Source organism: Caballeronia sp. LjRoot34 (assembly GCF_964253815.1).
In the GTDB taxonomy this organism is placed as follows: domain Bacteria; phylum Pseudomonadota; class Gammaproteobacteria; order Burkholderiales; family Burkholderiaceae; genus Caballeronia.
In genome coordinates this window covers 604,747-624,237 of sequence record NZ_CAXUSB020000004.1, presented here as the reverse complement: position 1 = coordinate 624,237, position 19,491 = coordinate 604,747, and the positions used below count along the sequence as shown (strand labels likewise).

General features: G+C 56.9%; 17 protein-coding genes and 2 pseudogenes. 8 read left to right on the top strand and 11 right to left on the bottom strand.

Annotation, left to right across the window (positions count from 1 at the left end):
* Nucleotides 1-641: 641 nt before the first annotated feature.
* Entirely contained in the window at nucleotides 642-980 is a 339-nt protein-coding gene (locus ACSQ36_RS43425; protein ID WP_436186989.1) for a type II toxin-antitoxin system RelE/ParE family toxin, read from the bottom strand.
* On the bottom strand, nucleotides 977-1,213 hold the full coding sequence (locus ACSQ36_RS43420; RefSeq protein ID WP_436186988.1) for a type II toxin-antitoxin system ParD family antitoxin: 237 nt from the start codon (nucleotides 1,211-1,213) through the stop codon (nucleotides 977-979). Before ACSQ36_RS43420 ends, ACSQ36_RS43425 begins: the two co-directional genes overlap by 4 nt.
* Before the next feature lie 616 nt (nucleotides 1,214-1,829).
* On the opposite strand from ACSQ36_RS43420, the gene ACSQ36_RS43415 reads away from it, so the two are divergent.
* Complete coding sequence (locus tag ACSQ36_RS43415; RefSeq protein ID WP_436186987.1) at nucleotides 1,830-3,047, top strand: tyrosine-type recombinase/integrase; 1,218 nt, start codon at nucleotides 1,830-1,832, stop codon at nucleotides 3,045-3,047.
* 1,239 nt (nucleotides 3,048-4,286) lie between these two features.
* Here the strand turns inward: ACSQ36_RS43415 and ACSQ36_RS43410 are convergent.
* The 8 genes and pseudogenes from ACSQ36_RS43410 to ACSQ36_RS43375 form a co-directional block, all read right to left on the bottom strand.
* Nucleotides 4,287-4,757 carry an RES family NAD+ phosphorylase gene (locus ACSQ36_RS43410; protein WP_436186986.1) on the bottom strand — a complete coding sequence of 157 codons (471 nt, stop codon included), beginning with the start codon at nucleotides 4,755-4,757 and terminating at the stop codon, nucleotides 4,287-4,289.
* Nucleotides 4,754-5,281 (bottom strand): type II RES/Xre toxin-antitoxin system antitoxin, encoded by a 528-nt coding sequence (gene parS, locus ACSQ36_RS43405; protein ID WP_436186985.1) that lies wholly within the window; start codon nucleotides 5,279-5,281, stop codon nucleotides 4,754-4,756. Before parS ends, ACSQ36_RS43410 begins: the two co-directional genes overlap by 4 nt.
* 326 nt (nucleotides 5,282-5,607) lie before the next feature.
* Nucleotides 5,608-5,748: pseudogene (locus ACSQ36_RS43400) on the bottom strand (H-NS family nucleoid-associated regulatory protein); the annotation flags it as partial.
* Between the two features lie 30 nt (nucleotides 5,749-5,778).
* Nucleotides 5,779-6,174, bottom strand: coding sequence for a hypothetical protein (locus tag ACSQ36_RS43395; protein ID WP_436186984.1), 396 nt, complete (start codon nucleotides 6,172-6,174; stop codon nucleotides 5,779-5,781).
* 75 nt (nucleotides 6,175-6,249) lie between these two features.
* Entirely contained in the window at nucleotides 6,250-8,250 is a 2,001-nt protein-coding gene (gene rpoD, locus ACSQ36_RS43390; RefSeq protein ID WP_436186983.1) for an RNA polymerase sigma factor RpoD, read from the bottom strand.
* An 854-nt stretch (nucleotides 8,251-9,104) separates the two neighbouring features.
* Nucleotides 9,105-9,782, bottom strand: a pseudogene (locus ACSQ36_RS43385) (Tn3 family transposase); the annotation flags it as partial.
* Nucleotides 9,783-9,855: 73 nt separating this feature from the next.
* Nucleotides 9,856-10,440, bottom strand: a complete 585-nt coding sequence (locus tag ACSQ36_RS43380; RefSeq protein WP_047847865.1) for a TetR/AcrR family transcriptional regulator — start codon at nucleotides 10,438-10,440, stop codon at nucleotides 9,856-9,858.
* A gap of 105 nt (nucleotides 10,441-10,545) precedes the next feature.
* The gene (locus tag ACSQ36_RS43375; RefSeq protein WP_053063920.1) at nucleotides 10,546-11,127 is read right to left on the bottom strand and encodes a TetR/AcrR family transcriptional regulator; all 582 of its coding nucleotides are present in this window, start codon (nucleotides 11,125-11,127) and stop codon (nucleotides 10,546-10,548) included.
* Between the two features lie 445 nt (nucleotides 11,128-11,572).
* Between ACSQ36_RS43375 and ACSQ36_RS43370 the strand changes: the two genes are divergently transcribed.
* The 3 genes from ACSQ36_RS43370 (at nucleotide 11,573) to ACSQ36_RS43360 (ending at nucleotide 13,511) form a co-directional block, all read left to right on the top strand.
* Nucleotides 11,573-12,343 carry a MipA/OmpV family protein gene (locus ACSQ36_RS43370; RefSeq protein WP_436186982.1) on the top strand — a complete coding sequence of 257 codons (771 nt, stop codon included), beginning with the start codon at nucleotides 11,573-11,575 and terminating at the stop codon, nucleotides 12,341-12,343.
* Between the two features lie 116 nt (nucleotides 12,344-12,459).
* On the top strand, nucleotides 12,460-13,122 hold the full coding sequence (locus tag ACSQ36_RS43365) for a DUF3313 domain-containing protein (RefSeq protein WP_047847906.1): 663 nt from the start codon (nucleotides 12,460-12,462) through the stop codon (nucleotides 13,120-13,122).
* 128 nt (nucleotides 13,123-13,250) lie between these two features.
* Complete coding sequence (locus tag ACSQ36_RS43360) at nucleotides 13,251-13,511, top strand: hypothetical protein (RefSeq protein WP_200908660.1); 261 nt, start codon at nucleotides 13,251-13,253, stop codon at nucleotides 13,509-13,511.
* Between the two features lie 868 nt (nucleotides 13,512-14,379).
* On the opposite strand, the gene ACSQ36_RS43355 is transcribed toward ACSQ36_RS43360, so the two are convergent.
* Nucleotides 14,380-15,162, bottom strand: coding sequence for a class I fructose-bisphosphate aldolase (locus tag ACSQ36_RS43355; protein ID WP_047847862.1), 783 nt, complete (start codon nucleotides 15,160-15,162; stop codon nucleotides 14,380-14,382).
* Here ACSQ36_RS43355 and ACSQ36_RS43350 point away from each other — a divergent pair.
* The 4 genes from ACSQ36_RS43350 (at nucleotide 15,161) to ACSQ36_RS43335 (ending at nucleotide 19,429) form a co-directional block, all read left to right on the top strand.
* On the top strand, nucleotides 15,161-16,150 hold the full coding sequence (locus tag ACSQ36_RS43350; protein ID WP_235442851.1) for a GntR family transcriptional regulator: 990 nt from the start codon (nucleotides 15,161-15,163) through the stop codon (nucleotides 16,148-16,150). The genes ACSQ36_RS43355 and ACSQ36_RS43350 overlap by 2 nt on opposite strands.
* Nucleotides 16,151-16,236: 86 nt before the next feature.
* The gene (locus ACSQ36_RS43345; protein ID WP_436186981.1) at nucleotides 16,237-17,586 is read left to right on the top strand and encodes an ABC transporter substrate-binding protein; all 1,350 of its coding nucleotides are present in this window, start codon (nucleotides 16,237-16,239) and stop codon (nucleotides 17,584-17,586) included.
* Between the two features lie 125 nt (nucleotides 17,587-17,711).
* Nucleotides 17,712-18,608 carry a carbohydrate ABC transporter permease gene (locus tag ACSQ36_RS43340; RefSeq protein ID WP_053063918.1) on the top strand — a complete coding sequence of 299 codons (897 nt, stop codon included), beginning with the start codon at nucleotides 17,712-17,714 and terminating at the stop codon, nucleotides 18,606-18,608.
* Nucleotides 18,605-19,429 carry a carbohydrate ABC transporter permease gene (locus tag ACSQ36_RS43335; RefSeq protein WP_436186980.1) on the top strand — a complete coding sequence of 275 codons (825 nt, stop codon included), beginning with the start codon at nucleotides 18,605-18,607 and terminating at the stop codon, nucleotides 19,427-19,429. The genes ACSQ36_RS43340 and ACSQ36_RS43335 overlap by 4 nt, the downstream gene beginning before the upstream one ends.
* Nucleotides 19,430-19,491: the final 62 nt, after the last annotated feature.

The window sequence follows — 19,491 nt, the reverse complement described above, 5'->3', positions numbered from 1 at the left end:
TCTCCCTCTTATTGGTCAAGGCTTCGCGGGATATCGTGTCCTCACGTGGCTGGGCATGCTTACTTTCGCCCTCGCGCATACGATATTTTTCGTTGCCACGGCGTTGTTGTACGAGCGGCGCAGGCGAACAGTATGAAGGCGGTTCTTCGGCCAGTTGATAGACGATGAGCGTCTGCTTTCGATCAGCCCGAGTGACCGTTCGGGGGTCGATGAGACACAGTCACGTCGGCCCATAGCGATCACTGCGGAATCGTCAGCGAAGACAAAAGGCAATGCAAGAGGCGAATGCGAGTTGATCTATTTCGCTGGATGTGTTCGACCGGTCGGCTAGCCAAGCACATGGCAGTGACAACAGTAAGCAATTAATCGGAGGCTCTTTGCAAGCAAACGCAAGAGATTTGACATAAATACAATGTTCGAAATTTAGTTCGCATTCCTATGCGTATTAAAGCGAGCGGGTTATCAATTTGTGCAGCGGGCCGCTGCACAAATTCGGATTTATGGTGCCTCCAAGGTGCGAGGTGACAGTCTGCGCATGGCGGGGAGGGCTGCTGGTTAGATGCAATGTCCGTGCACTATGGGGCGGCAAAAGGGGGAAGTGCGTGAATGCTCCTCACGGACCTGGTGTCGTGCAGAGGCTGTCAATGAGTCTCATCGTCGTTGCTCTCCAGCCAAGCCGGAATATCACGCTTGCCGTTGAGCACGCGCCAGACTTCCACATGAGCCTCGCGCTCAATATAGAAGATTAGGTGCGGATAGCGATCCAGTGGCCACGACCGCAGGTCTGGGATACCCAGCTCGTACGCGTAACGGGGAGACCCGATCTTCGGGTGCTTGGAGAGACGCTCGTAAGCCTGCTCGATCTCCGCGATGAATCCGAGCGCAGCCTGCTCCGAGCCTTCGTCTACGAGGTAGCGCGTCACCTCGTCCTCCACGTCCTGCCTGGCTAGCCTTGTCGGTATGACGGGCTTAGCCCTCATTTGCGAGAAGTACGCACGCGAGCGCGCAGCGATTCGAAGTAATCGGCGTCAACAGGGGCGGCGAGGCCAGACGTTGCGCCCTGCAGGATTATTGAGCGCAGACGCTTGCGATCTTGGTCTTTTCGGATCAGTTCGCGGACGTATTCGCTACTCGTGCCGTACCCGCCCTCGCCAACCTGTTCATCGACGTAGTCCTTCAGCGAATCCGGTAGGGAAATGTTCATAGTCGTCATAAAACAACTCTAGCACGCTTTGGCAAATTTTGCCAAAATGATGCGGTGTTATGAGCGGCTGATACAGAGTGACTGCTACGGCTTTGGTCCGCATAGACTGTGATCGGTAGTTGGCGTCGGGCGAACAAAGAACCGGATATGCGACCGTGCGCGCGGTGTACCGTACGCTTGGTCAATTCATAACGTATTAATTTTACATAATACAAATTATCAACTTTTAAGTTGTCAGGGCTTTTTAGAAATGTCACGTTTCCGCAGGCCCCAAACGTAAAACCATACTGAAATTCCCCCAAACTGGAAGTAAAGTTGGAAATAACGCGAAAAACCCCCGAATTTCGCTTTATTTCCAATTTTGCTTCCTTGAACAGTTTCCATTCGCTTTATTTCCAACTTTACTTCCTTGATGAGTCTCCCGTCGCTTTTTGATGAAACGACGTCCGAGCCAGTTACGCTCAATGAGCAAAGTCATCAGGCGGCCGGGCGCGTCGCCAATAAATACCGGCAACGTGCGGGCCGGCGCGCATTATTCAAACCAGCGGTGATCACGGCCATCGATCTGGATCAACTCGCCCGAAATCGCGCCACGCCTCAAGGAGCCATCTGAACCGTGACGAACATGCCGATAACGTCCGTGCAACCCGTCGAGTCGCTCGTCGTCCCAGCGGTGCTTGACGGTCGCGACGGCACCAACCGCGGTGACGTCGAGAATTCTCAGTTGTCAGCGCGCGATGACCTGGAGGCGGTGCGTGCCTGGCTCGCCAATTACGCGGATACCAAGACGACTTACGACAATTACCGCAAGGAAGCCGAGCGGCTGCTGCTGTGGGCCGTCGTGCAGCTTGGCAAGCCGCTGTCGTCGCTCGCACACGAGGACCTGCTGCTCTTCAAGGCGTTCCTCACCGATTTGCAGCCCGCCAGTCGCTGGGTGTCGGCGAATGGCGGCAAGTATCCACGCGGCGACGCACGCTGGCGGCCGTTCAATGGGCCGTTGTCGACCGCCAGTCAGCGGCAGGCGCTGATCATCCTGAACGTCATGTTCACCTGGCTGGTGGACGCCGGTTATCTGCGCGGCAACCCGATGGCGTTGCTACGGCGCCGCGGCGAGCGCGCGGCGCCGCGCATCACCCGTTACCTGTCCATCTCGCTGTGGGATGAGGTCAAAGACTTTGTTGAGCAGTTACCGCAGGAAACGGAGCTGCAGAAGGCTTACTACGCCCGCTGCCGGTGGCTCACCACCCTCTTCTATCTGCAAGGTATGCGTATTTCCGAGGTCGCCTCCGGCAAGATGGGTGACTTCTCGAGGCGACTCGGGGCGAATGGAGTTGATCAGTGGTGGCTTGAAGTACTCGGCAAAGGGCACAAGGAACGGATCGTGCCGGCGTCGCTCGAACTGATCGTCGAGCTGGCCCGCTACAGGACGGCGAACAACTTGCCGTCGCTGCCCAGCCGCGCCGAGGAAACGCCGCTCGTCATGCCGTTCAGGGGAAAGAACCGATCCATGTCGCGCTCGGCCATTCATGAGGCGATCAAGAGTGTATTTGGCAACGCCGCAACCTGGCTGCGCTCGCGCGGGCTCGAGTTCACGGATCGCGCCGATGAGCTGGACCGTGCTTCGGCGCACTGGCTACGCCATACATCGGGCTCGCATCAGGCCGATGGTGGTTCTGACCTGCGAACAGTTCGCGACAATCTGGGGCACGCTTCGCTGACCACCACGAGCCTGTACCTCCATGAGGAAGAGGACAAGCGCCACAGCGAAACAGTGAAACGCCATCGGATGAACTGGGAGGCGCGGCCAGCCGCAGATCCCGGTCCTCGAGAGAAGGATCATTAACGTTTCGGTAGCAAGAGCATGTTCGGCGCTGTTACTGTCCACTAGATCGTGCCTATCGCTTACCGGCGACGCACCATCCATGAAAGAGCCGCTTTGAGTGCTGCCTTACGGATTCGTATCTGGGAGAGATCCTCACGTCTCTACTACTTTGCACGGGTGCCCCTTCGCCCGCCGTCGGCGTGGCCGCGCCGGCAGTTGAAGGTATGCGCGTGGAAGGCACCGCGATGGCGGCTTAGGGCTGACGCCGCCGTACCCAGTGGGCGCCATCCATGGAAAGTTCATCGATCACCGCTCTCAAACTCCTCATGGCCGTCGGTTTTAATAAAAGAACCGCGGCCACTTACCATCACATTGCCAGCCTCTGCGCTCGACCATCCTGTTTTACGGCGCCTTGCTGTATTCGTCGGGAACTGGTGGTATGCATTCCATCGGCAGGAGACTTTGTGTCCCATGACGTCCCAACCGTTTCTCTTTTTTTGATGGCACGGACCAAGTACACTTGGCTCAAGTACGACATTACTACTTGGGGCCTACAGCTAAAAAGTTGATTCTTGGCACCTACGGCGAGGTGTTGCACGACAAAGGGAACGGCCAACGTCAGCGTTTATCGACGTTAGAGTGATGTTTTGCAATGAAAAAGTGGCTGGAACTGTTGCGTCGCTGGCTTGGCCGTTTCTGTTGCGCGAAATCCGGTCGCGAGCCTTGAGTGACCGTCGCCGGATGCCCTAAATGCGCAACACCTCTTTAGGTACCACTGAGGTTGATAATAAAGCTTATGTCAAATCGGCTAGGATTCTTAACGTTCTAGAATTGTTCGCTCCCTCTACTTGCCTCTCGTTCGAACTGGCGCTCTGGTACGGCTGGGTGCGGTAGCCGATCCAGCCGTACGCGACTTGCTGAAATTCGACATCGTACAGGTCTCGTGATCACGGCACGGGTCATTGCACCTTGGCCCCCCGCGCAGACTGCGAGTCATCTCGCTAGATAGCTGCCTAGCTTGCCGATGTGCTTAAAGGGTAACTGGTAGACCAGCTCGTACGGCATTCAAGACGCAATTAACTGGGCAAATCCGAAGACGCGGCCAAGTTCGGAAACGATGTGCAGTTGGCCCAACGTTGCTGTTGAATTCGGGACATGCATTTAGTTGATGAAAAAATTGGGCACCGGCGCCGCAACCACCAGCCCGGTCAAGATGGTCGTGTTCGTCGGGCAACCGCACAACCGCGGTCCCCACTGGTCTTATTTGAACAGCCGCCGGTCCAGCTCGAAACGCTGTTTGTGCAGTACCACCACGTGCTTCATGCCTGGATGCGCTGGGTTCAGGATCAAGTTGTCGTCACTCGGGCAGACAACGGACGGAACCCGCATCGCAAGCCGCTTGCCGGCTTCCAGCCACTGCCGCGCAAGGTCCACCGTCGAGGCCGGGTCGTGATCCAGCGTGTTCCAGTCGTCGGGCAGATCCGGCACGTAAGCGGTCGATGCAGCCCTGTCCGGCACTTCCAGCGTGACAAGATAAAAGTTGGCTACTGGCAGCAGGCCCGACGCATGAACGCGCGCCTCAAGGACCGCTGTCGACGCATGGCAGCACGTGTACAGCACCGGCACGCCCCGCGGATTCCAGCGTCCGCCAGCTAAAGCAGCACCACTGCCGCTCAGGTCATCGGCCCGGTACCTGCCGGGCTTCTCTTTTGCAAGACGAAACACCTTCATACGGTCACGCCGTGTTCAAGACGCACGAGAATGTCGCGTACACGGTCAAACCCGGTTTGCGTATCCAGCATGTCCAGCGGTCTTTCACCCCTCAGTTGAACGTTGGGCCGCAGCAGCCATTCGGCGGCCAGCTTGCCGTCTTCTAGAACATCCTTGGCCTGCGCGTAAATCAGCATCGTGCGTGCTGCACGGTCCGATTCGCTCGCACTGAGTCGCTCGCCTTGCGAGATCTTGCGGTTGATGGTGCTGCTGGGAAGGCGCAGACTCGCGAGCAGCGTCTGTACCGGGATATCCAGCAACTCTGTTGCGATTCGGCTGACGATTACCGCCTCCATGCCGTCACGAATCAGGCGTGACTGTTCAATCGGGTCGAGCCCGAGAAAGAACGTAAAGTCGTCATCCTGAGCGCCCAGCCCGTCTGTCGCGATGTGCGCGAGCCTGGCAGCCGTCGCGGACTTTCCCGCTGAGACGCTAGGCTTTACCCGCCGCGAATGCGGCCGTCCTGCGACTGTCTCTGCCTTCATGGCGGTCTCCCAAATGGGCAACGATTGATGCCCAATTGAGATTTAGTGTATCCGATTCTCAAACGGGGAACAAGCGTTTCCCATTTGGGAGATCCCTTCTAGTTCTCCTGAACCGACTGGAAGCCCCTCTGCCTTCGCCCCGCGAAAAGTATGCAAATAAAGTCCTTAACGCCGCCATTGGGTGTGATGACGCGAGAAGGCACGCGCCAGAGGAAACACGCAATACATCGAAATTATTTACAACGGCCCATCAGGAGTGCCTTGACTACCTTGTAGTGCGTTACTTTCGCGGGGCGATTTCAAGTCGCCGCTTAACCCGTTGACGTCTACGGGTTTCGACCTGCCTCAGACACTTCGCCAGAGCCTCGGCCTTGGGCGCGCACGAGAAAAACGTCTCGATTCTTGTCGACGATCCAGTGCGGCGCCCGACCTCGACCGCTCCGCGTTGCACCGGTTCGTAGGTCGCGATACTTCGGGGCGCGTGCCGAGGTGTCCTTTTAACATTCCCCTTTTCGACCCATCAGATCCGCGAGGCTGATCTGATATTCATGCATCTTGCGTACGATGTCGGTGAGGACCACTTCTGCTTCACGCTGGCGTGCCGCACTCACCTGTTGCTGAAGCGTTTGACGCTGTGCGAGCAGTTCTTTGGGGCTAGGTTTTCCAATTTCCATGCAGTGAAATTTACTCTTTGATGTTGATTCAGGGTTTGGCGCGGTGGGCAGCAACCAACGAGGGCGATGCGCAATTTGAACACGTCGTCGGGCCGACGTAACTTGCCGGAACGCCAATAGGGCAAACGACGGCGTCTTGGGTAGCGCTACGGAACCGATATAGGCTCGTATGTTGTCCGCAGCCCGCTGCGGCAGCGCGAAATGGGTGGACGCGAGCAAGGGCGCCCTTCTAACCGAGCGCAGGCGCTGCTCGTCATCCGATATATCTGACGCGCCGATGCCTGAATACCTGGCTCAACGGTCGAGATATTCCCTTAGCTTGTCGGCGTGGCTCGGATGCATCAGCTTACGCATCGCTTTGTTTTCGATCTGGCGAATCCGCTCACGGGTCACGTCGAACTGTTTGCCCAACTCCTCGAGCGTGTAGTCCGACGCTGTGTCGATTCCGAAGCGCATCCTCAAGACCTTCGCTTCGCGCGGCGACAGCGCGTTGAGCGCTTCGTCGATCGCGGCCCGCATGTTCGCGCGAACAGCCGCGTCCGCGGGAGATGCCGCGCTCGGATCTTCGATCATGTCGCCGAGGGTCGCGTCGGCATCTTCGCCGACCGGCGTCTCGAGCGAAACCGGTTGCTTGGCGATCATCAGGATGCCGCGGATCTTTTCTTCCGGCATCTCCATGCGCTCCGCCAGCACGGCAGGATGAGCTTGCTGCCCGGTCTGCTGCAGAATCTCGCGCGATATCCGGTTGAGCTTGTTGATCGTCTCGATCATATGCACCGGCACGCGGATCGTGCGCCCTTGATCCGCGAGCGAGCGCGTCACGGCCTGCCGAACCCACCACGTCGCGTAGGTCGAAAACTTCCAGCCACGCCGGTATTCGAATTTGTCGACCGCCTTCATCAAGCCGATATTGCCTTCCTGAATGAGATCCAGGAAGTGCATGCCGCGGTTCACGTACTTCTTCGCGATGGAGATCACGAGGCGCAAGTTGGCCTCGATCATCTCGCGCTTCGCCTGACGCATTTTCAACTCGGCCGCCATCATCTGCCGGTTGATTTTCTTCAACTGTTGCAGCGGCAGTACCGCGTTCACTTCGATATCGATCAGCTTTTGCTGCTCGGCCTGAATTGCCGGAAGATTCCGCTCAAGAGCTGCACCGAACTCGCGGGACGCCGCGGTGCTTGCGGTCCAACCCAGATCGGTCTCGTGACCCGGAAACGACTCGACGAACTTTTCGCGCGGCATCCCGCACCGGTCCACGGCGATTTGCAAAATGCGCCGCTCGACCGTGCGAACCTGCGCCACCTGCTGCTGGACATCGGCGCACAACCGGTCGATGGTTCGCGCCGTGAAGCGAATGGGCGCGAGTTCGCGTTGGATCTCTTCACACACGCGTGTGAAGGCGGCCGCGCCCTTGTCTTGCATGACGTCGACTCGCGGAATTTGGTCAAACAACTCACCCACTCGCGAAAAAATAGCGAGGCTGTCGCTCGTCAACTGTTTCAAGCGCGCTTCGTTCGCCTTGTTCAAATCGGCCGCTTCGATATCGCTGTCGTCATCGCCATGCGCGTCGTCGGTCTCGGCTGCGTCCGTATCGATGCCCTGTGATGCAAGCGAGCCCGAGGCCGACACCTCGTCCTCTGCGATGTCTTCGTTGAGGCCGTCGACCAGTTCGTCGATGCGAAGTTCACCGGCCGCAACCTGCTCCGCACTCGCAAGGATCGTCGAAATCGTCGTCGGGCACGCCGCAATCGCCTGAATCATTTCGTGAAGACCGTCTTCGATGCGTTTCGCAATCTCGACCTCGCCGGCCCGGGTCAGCAATTGGTTCGCACCCATTTCACGCATGTACATGCGCACCGGATCGGTCGTGCGGCCGAATTCAGAATCGACCGTCGACAGCGCGACCTCCGCCTCTTCGTCGGCTTGGTCGTCCGACACGGCAGCTGGCGCGGTGTCGTTAAGAAGCAGCGTCTCCGCGTCGCGTGCCTGCTCGTAGACAGCCACGCCCATGTCATTGAACGTACTGACAATGTTCTCGATCGCAGCGGTCTGCGCGAAGTTGTCAGGCAGGTGATCGTTGATTTCCGCGTGGGTGAGGTATCCGCGCTCCTTGCCCAACTGGATGAGCGCGCGCAACTGACGCTGCCGCTCATCCTCCTGAAGCGCCGTTGACGCGGCGTCCATCGTCGTCAAGGTGGCGGCGAGCTTGCCCTTCGATGAGCGACGGGCCGGAGTTTTCCGCGCCGTTGCTCCCGTTTCTGGTCCTAGATCTTCCCGATCAAAATTTGCCATCCGTTCTCCTCGAAACGTTTGCTCGGCGACGGCGAGACGATGGCCACAAACGTGGTGGCCTGCGCGACATGAACAGGATCACGGCTTCAGGCACTGATGACTTGCAAGGATCGCAACGAGCAAAGGACGCAACCCGCTTATAAGGTGGGTCGGTTGAAATCGCGCACAAAACGCGCGGGCGTTAATTGTAACAGAACTTGTTTCGTTTTACCAATTAGTCGGTTGTCCGCGTTTCGTTGAAAGACAGCGTGAGTTCAGACGATATCGGCAAACGTCTCGTCGAGTTTTTCACGCCCGGGCGACACCGGGCATGATACTGTTGTCCCCGGCTTGCACCTTTCAAGAGAGTCGTCCGCGCAAGCTACAGCATAGAAGGTCGGCTTCGTCTGCGATGTGCCAATATTGCATATCGAGTACCCGTGGCGTCATTCATCAGCCAACTGAACGTAGAGTCGACCGCGAAATGAGCGCCCGAATCGCATCCTTTTGAGATAGCTGATGCTAGTGAATTGATGGCAACGATTAATAAGGACTACGATTAAAAACTCGGTCATTCGCTTTATGTCAAATTAATTAGGTTACCGAATTAATACGCTAACTTGGATAGTTTCCGCATGTGCCACTGCCTAAGCGTCCCCTCAACTCGCTCAGCGATCGATCGCTTCGTGTGATATAGATCGACCGCCATCCACAGCGGGTAGGCGTCGGAATCTTGCTGCTGGGCCAGATGGTCCGAATTTGCGGCGCATGCTCGGTGTCGGCCGTAAGTCCAACTCACGGTTTCACGCGAAGAATGTTGTATCTATGGGCATACCTTAATTGTTTGCGTCCACTCGTCGGTCTACGAGGTTCGCCTGCAGTGCCTTGAGCGCGCGCGACATCCATTGCACGGTGTAGAGGATCACCATGTGCGCGACGAGCTGATTGCACTTGATGACCTTGCGCTGCTCGTGCCGGATATTTTCGGCGATGACGCTCCGGTTGCCGAACATCAGCCATTGCGCAAAACCGTTGAACTGTTCGCTTTTGTTGGTCTCGGCGTCACTCGTGCGGCGCATCTGCGGATCGCTGATGTATTTCAGCAGGAACAGCGTGCGGATTACACGGCCGAGTTCGCGGAACGCAAAATACAACTTGTTTTTCAGGGTCTCCGAGCCCAGGCGGCGCAGGATCGTCGAGGATTTCATCTTGCCCGCCTTGATCGAGATGGCTACGCGCAGTATGTCGGGGAAATGTCGTTCGATCAGTGCCCAGTCGATGGACTCGCGAAACGGTGAGCTGATGTTCTTATAGCACCTGAGGCGGTCGGCCTTGTAGAACCTCAGATCCCTGATGTTGCGAATGCGCGGCATCAGGTTGATTCCGAGCAGGTGCGTGAGACCGAATACCGGCGTGCTTTGCGCCTGCGTCGCGCCGTGAGCGGTATCGGGCTGCACGTCGGATGTATTCCTGATCAACCCGTCGAGAATGTAGACGGCCTCATGCACGCCGCACGGGATGAAATGGCTGAACAGCGCCCTCCGAAGATCTGAACTGTCAAGCCGAGGCCACTGTAACCGCGACTGGGAAAAGCATAGACTAACTATGTCCATCCGCAGCCTCCGTTCAAGCCGTCGATGTGTCTGACGGTGCCCCGCCCTGCCAACATTCTTCGTCAAGCAATCGTTCGAACAGTCTTTCGCGCTCCTGGGTTGAAAGTGGAGACATGCCTAGCAGATCGGTGAAAGCGAGACCAATCGCTGCAGCCCAACGAAACACCGCCAGATCCCCGTCAGACGCGTCCTCTCGAAGCCTCGTCAAGTTTACCGCGTGAGTCTCGCGAATGCTATCGAGAAGTTCCGGTTCCTGAACAAGCGCGGCAAGAACGGCCCGATTGACCGAATACCGCTGGTTGATGGTCTCCCTCATTGTCGCGATATGCGCAGCAAGACGCTGGGCCCTTTCGGGAACATGGTGGGATCGAAGATAAGCAATTTCAACCTCGCCGTAGTATCGTCTCTGATAATCCAGCAGTGCCTTCAGGACGCCCGTCTTTGTACGAAACTGATGCAGCAGCCCCCCTTTACTGATACCGCTTTCACGTGAAAGCGCATCAAAAGTGAGGCCACCGGGACCGTCTCGTGAAAGGATGGCGAGCGCCGCCTTGATCGCGGTGTTTCTTGAGCGCTCCGAACGGGTCGAGTTGTCCATCTTGTCCTGATTGAGTGTGCATCGGCGGATGCCGGCAGGCACAACAAATTACTAGGTTGAATCATTGCGCGTCAAGCAACAGAAGGGAGAGCCGATACAATCGCATCAATCCGATCGGGATGGCCTTTCGAAGGACGTCCATCGACTATTGTCAAGCAATTGGTCGAACAGACGGCTTCGCTCTTCGTCAGACAGCGGAGAGAGGCCAAACAGTGTGTATAGTGCGAGTCCCCATCCTGCCTCCCAACGCAACAATGCGAGATCCGGGTCCGGTGCCTCCTTCCTGATCTGCTCCACTTGCTGCGCGAACATTTTCCTGGGCACTTCCATCGGGGTTGGATCATCCGCAAGGATGGACAACATGGCGCGAGCGGGCGACCGCGACCGCTCCACCATTTCACGCGTGGTCGCGATATGTAACGCCAGTGCTTGCTGCCCATCCTCCGGCGTTCGGGACGCAAGGTAATTGCGCCGGAAAACTTCGAAACTGTCGCTTCGATATTGGAACACTTCCTTGAGCAGAGCACTCTTGGAGTGGAAGTGGTGCGTCACCGCACCCTTGCTTATACCGCACTCACGGGCAATCGCCTCGAAAGTTAGCTTGGCTGCACCGTCTCGATCCAGAATTGTCAACGCCGCCTCGACAATTGCGTTTCGGGTTTGCTCTGAACGCGTAGGACTTTCCAAAATTCTGTCTCCCAAAAATAGCTACTCCGATCCCCCCCAAACGGAGACAGTGTTGATCGGGCCCCCAAGGGGTCCGGACGAACACACCTACTCTACGACACGGGAACATTGGAAGCGATCAGACCGTGTGCGTTAGGCCATGGCGTGAAGACCGTAGCGATAATTCTATTACAAAAACCGTCCAGACGTTTTTTTACCTGAACTTTCATGATAGACTTCCTTCCGTAATGTTTACAAGACCAATAAAAACCGTCCAGACGGCTTTTCTTGGTCAATGGATGTTCCGGACCGGTTCCCGGCTCCCGGCTCCCGGCTCGATCAAATAGCCAGTCGACCGGCCAGTACCTTTTCACATTTCATGGGGAAGCAAATGCGATCTGCGAAGCGACATGTATGCTCAGGATACCTAATTTTGTTGGCCACTTCCCTGCCTTTCGGCCAGGCCATGGCGCAAACCGGCACCGCACCGTCTGCTGCCGCGTCATCAACGAACGATCAGCTCACTGCCGACGGATGGCGCTTCTCGCTAGGTGCTGGCGCATTCATGGTCCCAAAGTATCCTGGCGCAAGAGATTACCGGTTTACGCCCGCCCCTCTCATCGGGGTAGGCTATGGACGATTCTTTTTCGGGTCCGTGCCAGACGCAAACGTTCCTTTTGGGCTTGGGGCCTTTTTGTACCGAGACGACCGCTTTCGTGTGGGCGTTGCCGTCTCCTACGACTTCGTCAAGCCCCGCAAAGAATCTGACGATGCACATTTGCATGGGCTGGGGGATATCGACCGAACAGCGCACGCGACGCTGTTCGCCAGCTACAACCTTGAGTGGCTTTCCGCAGTCGCTGCTGTCTCGCAGGACATTGGCGGAAAGCATCAGGGCACGACGGCATCGTTCGACCTGCTTGGCGCATATCGCCCCGTCAGCCAGCTCACTCTGACTGCAGGACCGGGCGTGACCTGGGCGAGCAGCCAGTACAACCAGACTTTCTTCGGCATCAGCGAAGCTGATAGCGCCCGATCGCGCTTGCCGCAGTACAACCCGGGATCGGGCATCGCTGCAGTCCGCTTCTCAGTAGGTGCTAATTACAAGTTCAACAAACACTGGAACCTCGGCGCGCGGGTTGTCGCAACGAGGCTGCCGGGAGCAGTTGGCAGCAGCCCCGTCGTGGAAAAGAAGAACCAGATTACCTATGGTGCTTTTGCCAACTACGTGTTTTGATGCACCCGTTTGCGAACCGTCTAGACGGTTTTATACCTAATCGCGTGCTGGCGCAAGCTGGCAAATGGCCATCCGATCGGCGCAATCGCTCGCGAGCGCCCAACCTGGACTCCAAAGTGAATCTCATCAAAAATCTTCGCCCACTACTGTGCGGTATCGCATTTTTTTCGTTGGTAGGCTGTGCGGGTGTACAGCCCGTTCCTTACTCTGGCATTCCGTCGTCGTCGTACCTGAAGCCGAACGCTCAGGACGATTCCAGCCGCGTCCCCTATCGCTATTCGACGGCCGTGAACTGGCGGTCTTACTCGAATGTGATGGTTGATCCCGTCGAAATCTACGATGGCAAAGATAGCCAGTTCGGAAACCTGAGTGATGAGGACAAGGCGGCCCTTGCTGAGTATCTGAGGACGACGTTCATGAAAAAGCTGGGGACCATGTTCGAGCCCACAGTGAAGGCGGCACCCGGCACACTTCGGGTCAAACTGATCCTGACTGGCGCCGAGTCGACCAAACTAGTGGCCGGGCAAGTCACCCATTTCGACATTTTCGGCAACATCTATAACGGCGTGCAGGCGGTTCGAGGCGAGAAGAGCGCCTTTGGCGGATCGGTGTCCTACGTCGTCGAGATCTACGATGCGTCGAATAACAAGTTGCTGAACGCCTACTTGACCAGGCAGTATCCGAATGCGATGAACATCACTGCCAGCTTTGGATCGCTTGGGGCGGCTAAGGTTGGCGTTGACAAGGGAGCAGATGCATTGCTCGCCCAGCTCCGCTAACTCCGGCCGCTCCCCGGTCTTTGGCGCAGGTCGCGAACATGCACCTCCCGACGCACAAGGCTCGAAATGACTGCCTGTGCCTTGTTTGCACCTGCCCCGCACAAACTCGAACCGCCTGGTGATTTGTTGTGATGCTCGCGATTGCGAATTTCTTTGCACTGAGCGCGCCACCACCTTTGATGGTCGCGCTGATATTCGTTGCCGTGTACCTGCTGGTCGGCGTTCCCCTCCAATTCCTGCGAGGCGCATTGTCTCGAGATATTTGGGGTTCACTAGCCGGCATATTTGCGGGGTTGCTGTACATCACGTTTGTTTTTGGCATATACCCCGACATTCACGATGCCAATGTGCACCGTGCCGTCACGTCGGGCGAGCAACTAAGACGATGATGGATGCCGTGGTGATGGGTTACGTCCCACTTGAGCGCTGCCGCTTGGATGTGTGCAAACCTAACGATAAAGTTTTTCCCCGGCGAGGGAATGGACTGGCACCGGGAAGTCTCATCAACATCCGCAGGATGGCATTCTTTCAATCAGCAGGACTTTTTATGAATTCCTTCATTCCACCCAGTACCGTCATTAGGCGCAGCTATCAAACACTGCTTATCTGGATCGTTCCGATCGTAACGGCACTGGTAAGTGTGCTTGTTATCACCCTGGTCTTTTCTGCTGATGTTCCAAGGTTTGTAGAGAGGTTTCCGTCCGCGGGAATGACCGTCAACCAGCCGCCGCCTCTCAGGGTAGGGTGCGTACCTTCAACGAAAACGCCTCTACGTAAGGCGACCTTCACCACACCTCCTGCGGTTATGCAGACACCGCCAGACACACCGAATTGGGGCGCAGTATAGGCAAGATTGAAAATCGACATGCCTCCGTACGGCGCTGTCAGGTTGATTTATCAGTGCCATCACCGGGCGCTTACAAAAGATCTTGACAACTTCCTGGTCATAGAAGGGCACCCCATGACGCACGCACGAGATTGAAAATCCGACGCGCATCAAGGCCCTTTTCCGCGCGCTGTCGTTCGGTCACCAACCGGATTCGACGTCCGTAATATATAGTCGGATACTACGAAGCGCATGCTCCGTCCACTCGGATGCGCTGTCGACAATTAACGGCTTCTTGCGACGGCAGTTGGCGCAGAAGCGGTAATCGATGAAAGCGAGCTGCGAATTCCTGAAAGAACACGCAGATAGCATCGCGGGCATTACTTCTGCGTGTTAATCCTCGTAGCGCGGTTCGACTTCTCGAGCAAATGTCAGTCGTTGAACTTTACTTCTCGCGTGAGTTTGGCTATATCAGCCAGCACCTTCTCTCCCTCGCTACGCTCGCGCTGCCATATGTTACGGCCGACAATCACGCCGCGAGCGCCCGAACGGATTGTCTGCGCAACGGCATCGACGGTGTCCGCTGGGTTCCCCGCGAGGGGCCCGCCGGCAATAACGAGGGGGACCTTCAGTTCTTCGACGAGACGTCGCGTGCGATCTTCGCCCGGAAACGCGATCTTGATGATATGCGCGCCAAGGTCATATGCGATTCGCGCGATCTTCTCCTCTTGCTCGATCACCTCCTCAGTACGGGGCGCGCCGATAATCACCGGCTCGAGAACCAAGGGAATCTCCCAGCGGTTGCATTCATTGACGATTTTCCCAACACGTGTGCACATCGCCACGCGCTCTGCATTGGACATGTTCCATGGAAACAGCATCTTTACCGCGTCCACGCCCATTCTCACGGCTTCTTCAATATCGGTAATCAGGCCGTGTGATCCGCCGCCGTCCATCTCTCGGTAGTCATAGTAGGTGTCGATGGTGAGCACGCGCGTCAGCTGCGGATTGGCCGCGAAATAACCTGCCGTTTGCCGCACTTGGCCCGGCGTCATCATGAAGCCTGTCACATCGTTTTTTCCCCATGCTGAGAAAGGCGCAGACGGCGTCTCCAGTCCTTCGATCCGGTCAAAAATCAAGCCGTGATCCACCGGCATTATGATGGCGACGCGATCACTGGGGAGAGTGCGGCGCAGGCGATATTCCATTGACATGACGGTTCCCTTGAATGCTGTTGGGGCGCAGTGCGGACGCGGCCCGGTTGATGAATTGATGACTAAATACGTACTGTACGTACAAGACGTACAACATATTACACACGAATTTCGTCGCACCAAGATAGGGTTTATCCCTCCCTACCCTTGGCCAAAACACACGCATATACTTGGTACGTCTTGTACGTACAACACCTACAAAACGGATCTTATGAATAAAGCTATTCGTCCGCCGCGTGGTATCGACCGAACCTCGCCAGTCCCGTACTACCTGCAACTGTCAACGCTGATGCAGCAGGCAATCGACCGTGGCGAGTACGCGCCCGGGGACAGGCTGCCGACCGAGAGCGACCTTTGCCGCGACTACGACCTCGCGCGCTCAACCGTCCGGGAAACGTTGCGTCACCTGGTCGACGAGGGCCGCATCAAAGTAGTGCCGCGTCGTGGAGCGTTTGTCGCCGAGCAGACCGGTTCGGGCTGGCTGCTACAGGTGGCCCAGGGCTTCTTTGAAGCCGAGGTCGACCATCACCATCGCGAAGTTGAAACGCGAGTGATAGAAGCTATGTGCTGTCCGTTACCTGATGCTGCAGCGGTGGCGCTCGATCTGGAGGGCGGAGACGACGGATTCAAGCTCGCACGGGTTCGACGTCTTGACGGCAATCTCGCGCTTTATTCAGTCAATTACATGCTTCCGGAGATTGAACAAGCAGTGCGATCGAGTGAGGTGATGTCCGGCGGCGGCTCACTGAACAAGGTATTGCAGTCGGCGGGTTTCGAAGTATTCCGCGCACGCCGAAGTGTCGAGGCCGTTGCGGCGACCGAAGAGCTGTCTAAGTTGCTCGCCGTTCCGGCTCACACGCCGCTGTTGTTGATTACGTCCGTTTCATGGGATCGAAATAACAAACCTTTCGACTTCTACACGTCGTGGTTGCGCAGTGATGTGGTGAAGGTAACGGTGGAAGCGCAGGCAGCCGTAGGGAATGACTAAGTAGCGATTAAATAACGACCAGTGTTCGTGTCATTTCAGACGTTGATCCGCTCAACGTCATCAAACAACAAAGTTAGGAGACTTAAATGGTTAGCCAAGCGAAGTTGCGTTCGTTGACGTTGTCGGTTGTCCTTGCCGTGACGTCGATTGCGGGATTTTCCACCCTCGCCTACAGCGAGCCGGTGACATTGACGGTCGCCCTCGCGGCGAATCCGCAGATGCAGACGGCCGCGAAGTTGATCGGAAATTTCGAGCAGAAGTACCCCGACATCAAAGTGCGGTTCCAGACTCTTCCCGAGAACCAGTTGCGGCCAGCGGTGCTTAAGGATGTTGCGACGAAGTCTGGTCAGTACGATGTCGTGATGATTGGCGCGTATGAAGTACCGCTGTGGGCGCAGAAGGGCTGGATCACCGATCTGAGTACCCATGCAAGCGCGGATACCGCGTGGAACCAGGCTGACCTTCTGAAGCCGATCCGCAATCTGGTCTCGTATCAGGGAAAGCTCTTCGCGACGCCCTTCTACGGATCGTCATCATTTGTCTTTTACCGCAAAGACCTCTTCGCCAAGGCAGGCTTGACGATGCCGCCGACGCCCACCTGGGACCAGGTCTCCCAGTACGCAGCCAAGCTCGATAACAAGAGCGCGGGGGTAGCCGGAATCTGCCTGCGCGGCGTTCCTGGCTGGGGTCAGAATCTTGCGCCTTTGACGACGGTGATCAACACGTTCGGCGGCCGTTGGTTCAATGAGAAATGGCAGCCGCAACTCTCCGAAACCAAGACAAAGGCCGCAATCAATTTCTACGTCAATCTGCTTCGCGAGCACGGGCAACCAGATGCGGCAAAAGATGGATGGCAGGAATGTCTGCAACTGTTCACTCAGGGCCATGCGGCGATGTGGTACGACGATACGGTGTTTGCCGGTCCGGTCCTCGAACAAGCGGCCCCGGGCTTGAAAGACAACATCGGCTTTGCGATGGCGCCAGTGAACGCGACGAAGGCCTCCGGCTGGCTCTGGGCATGGGGGCTTGCCATCCCGAAGACGAGCCGGAACCAGGAAGCGGCGTGGAAGCTGATCGCTTGGTTGACCAGCCCCGAGTACATCAAACTGGCCGGCACGAAAGCGGGCTGGGATCAGGTGCCTCCCGGTTCACGTACGTCAACCTACCAGATTCCGGAATACAAGAAAGCCACTGTTGCATTCGGCGATCTGACGCTCGCATCGATCAACGCAGCCGATCCGTTACATCCGACCATCATGCCAGTCCCTTACACCGGCGTGCAGTACGTCGATATTCCGGAGTTTGAACAGATTGGCGACTTCACGTCGCAGCAGCTTGCCGGCGCCATCAGCGGGCAGATCACAGTTGACCAGGCGATCGACGCGTCCCAGAAGAAGATCGTCGACATCATGCAGGACAGCGGATACACCAAGTAATGCGAAAGTCACGTTGAGTTCATCAGAACGGAGCCGGCGTCCGCGACGCCGGCTGTTTCAACCTGGGAAGAACGGTCATGTCTTATTCAAGCGTTACTACTGCTCCACCCAAAGTCGCGCAACCAATGACTGATGGAAAGAGAAAACAACTGAAGGTCTGGCGGCTCAGGGCGCCGCTTTTGCCGGCATTGCTTGTCGTGATTGCGGTGACCCAGGCGCCCTTTGTCATCACCCTCTACTACAGCCTCTTCCGATGGAATCTGGTGTCGACCTCCTCAAGGCGGTTTGTCGGCATCAAGAACTACCTGGGTGCCGTTACCGATCCGGTGTTTTTGAAAGCCATCGCCAATACGGCCGGCATGACGCTCAGCATCGTCGCGGGCGCCATTGTGATCGGGACGCTCCTTGCGCTCGGCCTGCATCGTAACTTCCGAGGGCGCGGCATTGCCAGAACCCTCGCCATCACGCCGTTTTTCGTCATGCCGGTGGCCGCCGCACTGTTCTGGAAGGCTGGCCTCTTCGACCCGACCTTCGGCCTCCTTGGCTGGTCAACTGCGGCGCTTGGCTTGGGCAAGATCAATTGGGTCAGCGAATACCCTCGCCTTTCGATCGTTATTCTCACCGCCTGGCAATGGTCGTCGTTCGCGTTGCTGATCCTGCTTGCCGGAATGCAGTCGTTTCCCGTTGAAGTGACCGAGGCGGCCGCCATTGACGGCGCTGGCCGCTGGCTCACGTTTCGTCGCCTGATGTTGCCGCATCTGCGACCATTCTTCGAGCTGACGGCGCTTCTTGCGTCCATGTATGTGCTCGAAAATTTCGCTGCTATCGCCACCCTCACCGCTGGGGGCCCGGCGTACGCCACGACGAATCTGTCCTACTATGTTTATCTCGAGGCGTTTAGCGCCTTTGATCTTGGCCAGGCATCGGCCTACGGCATCATTTCGCTTGCCATCGCCATCGCGCTCGTGATGCCGATGCTGAAAGTCGTTGCCGGTATCTTCCGCACCGGAGGCCGCGCATGAACTCCAAAGTCGGCAAGGGCGCATTCAATGCGCTGATAACTGTGTTGACGTGGCTGGGCGCTCTTGCCATGTTTGCGCCGATCGCGTGGATGGTTTTGACAAGCTTCAAATCCGAGCAGGATGCGGTCAGCTCACCTCCGCTGCTGTTTTTCAAGCCTACGCTGGCACACTACCGCCAGATCTTCGACAATGAGTTTGCTTCGTTCGCGATCAACTCAGTGCTGGCGACGGGCATATCAACCGCCATCGTGATCTGTCTTGCGGTCCCGGCAGCTTACGCCCTGTGTGTGAGGCCGGTGGAAAAATGGCGCGATGTCCTGTTCTTTTTCATCTCGACGAAGATGATGCCGATTGCAGCGGGGATCGTACCCATTTACCTTGTCGCGCAGAGCCTCGGGCTTTTGAATAGCGCCTCGGTCCTGATCGTCGTCTACACGTCGATGAATCTGCCGCTTGCGATATGGATGATCCGATCGTTCATGAACGAGATCCCGGTTGAAGTATTCGATGCGGTACGTGTTGATGGCGCGGGGTTCTTTCGGGAGCTGTTGCTGATCGTCGTCCCACTGATCATGCCGGGCCTCGCTTCTACAGCGTTGCTATGCGGAATCTTTGCATGGAATGAGTTTTTCCTCGCGGTCAATCTCACGACGACAGTCAGCACGTTGCCGGTCTTCCTGCAAAAGTTCTTGAGTTTCGGTCAGCTGTACACGGCTCAGGTCGCCGCCGTCGCAACGCTTTTGAACATCCCGGTGGTCGCGGCGGGTTGGCTGGCTCAGAAGAGCCTCACGCGCGGTCTGACGTTCGGCGCGGTTCGGTAATTGGTCTTTCCTGATCTAACACTTGAGGATTCGAAATGCGCGCTGTCCGTATTGGAAGCAAT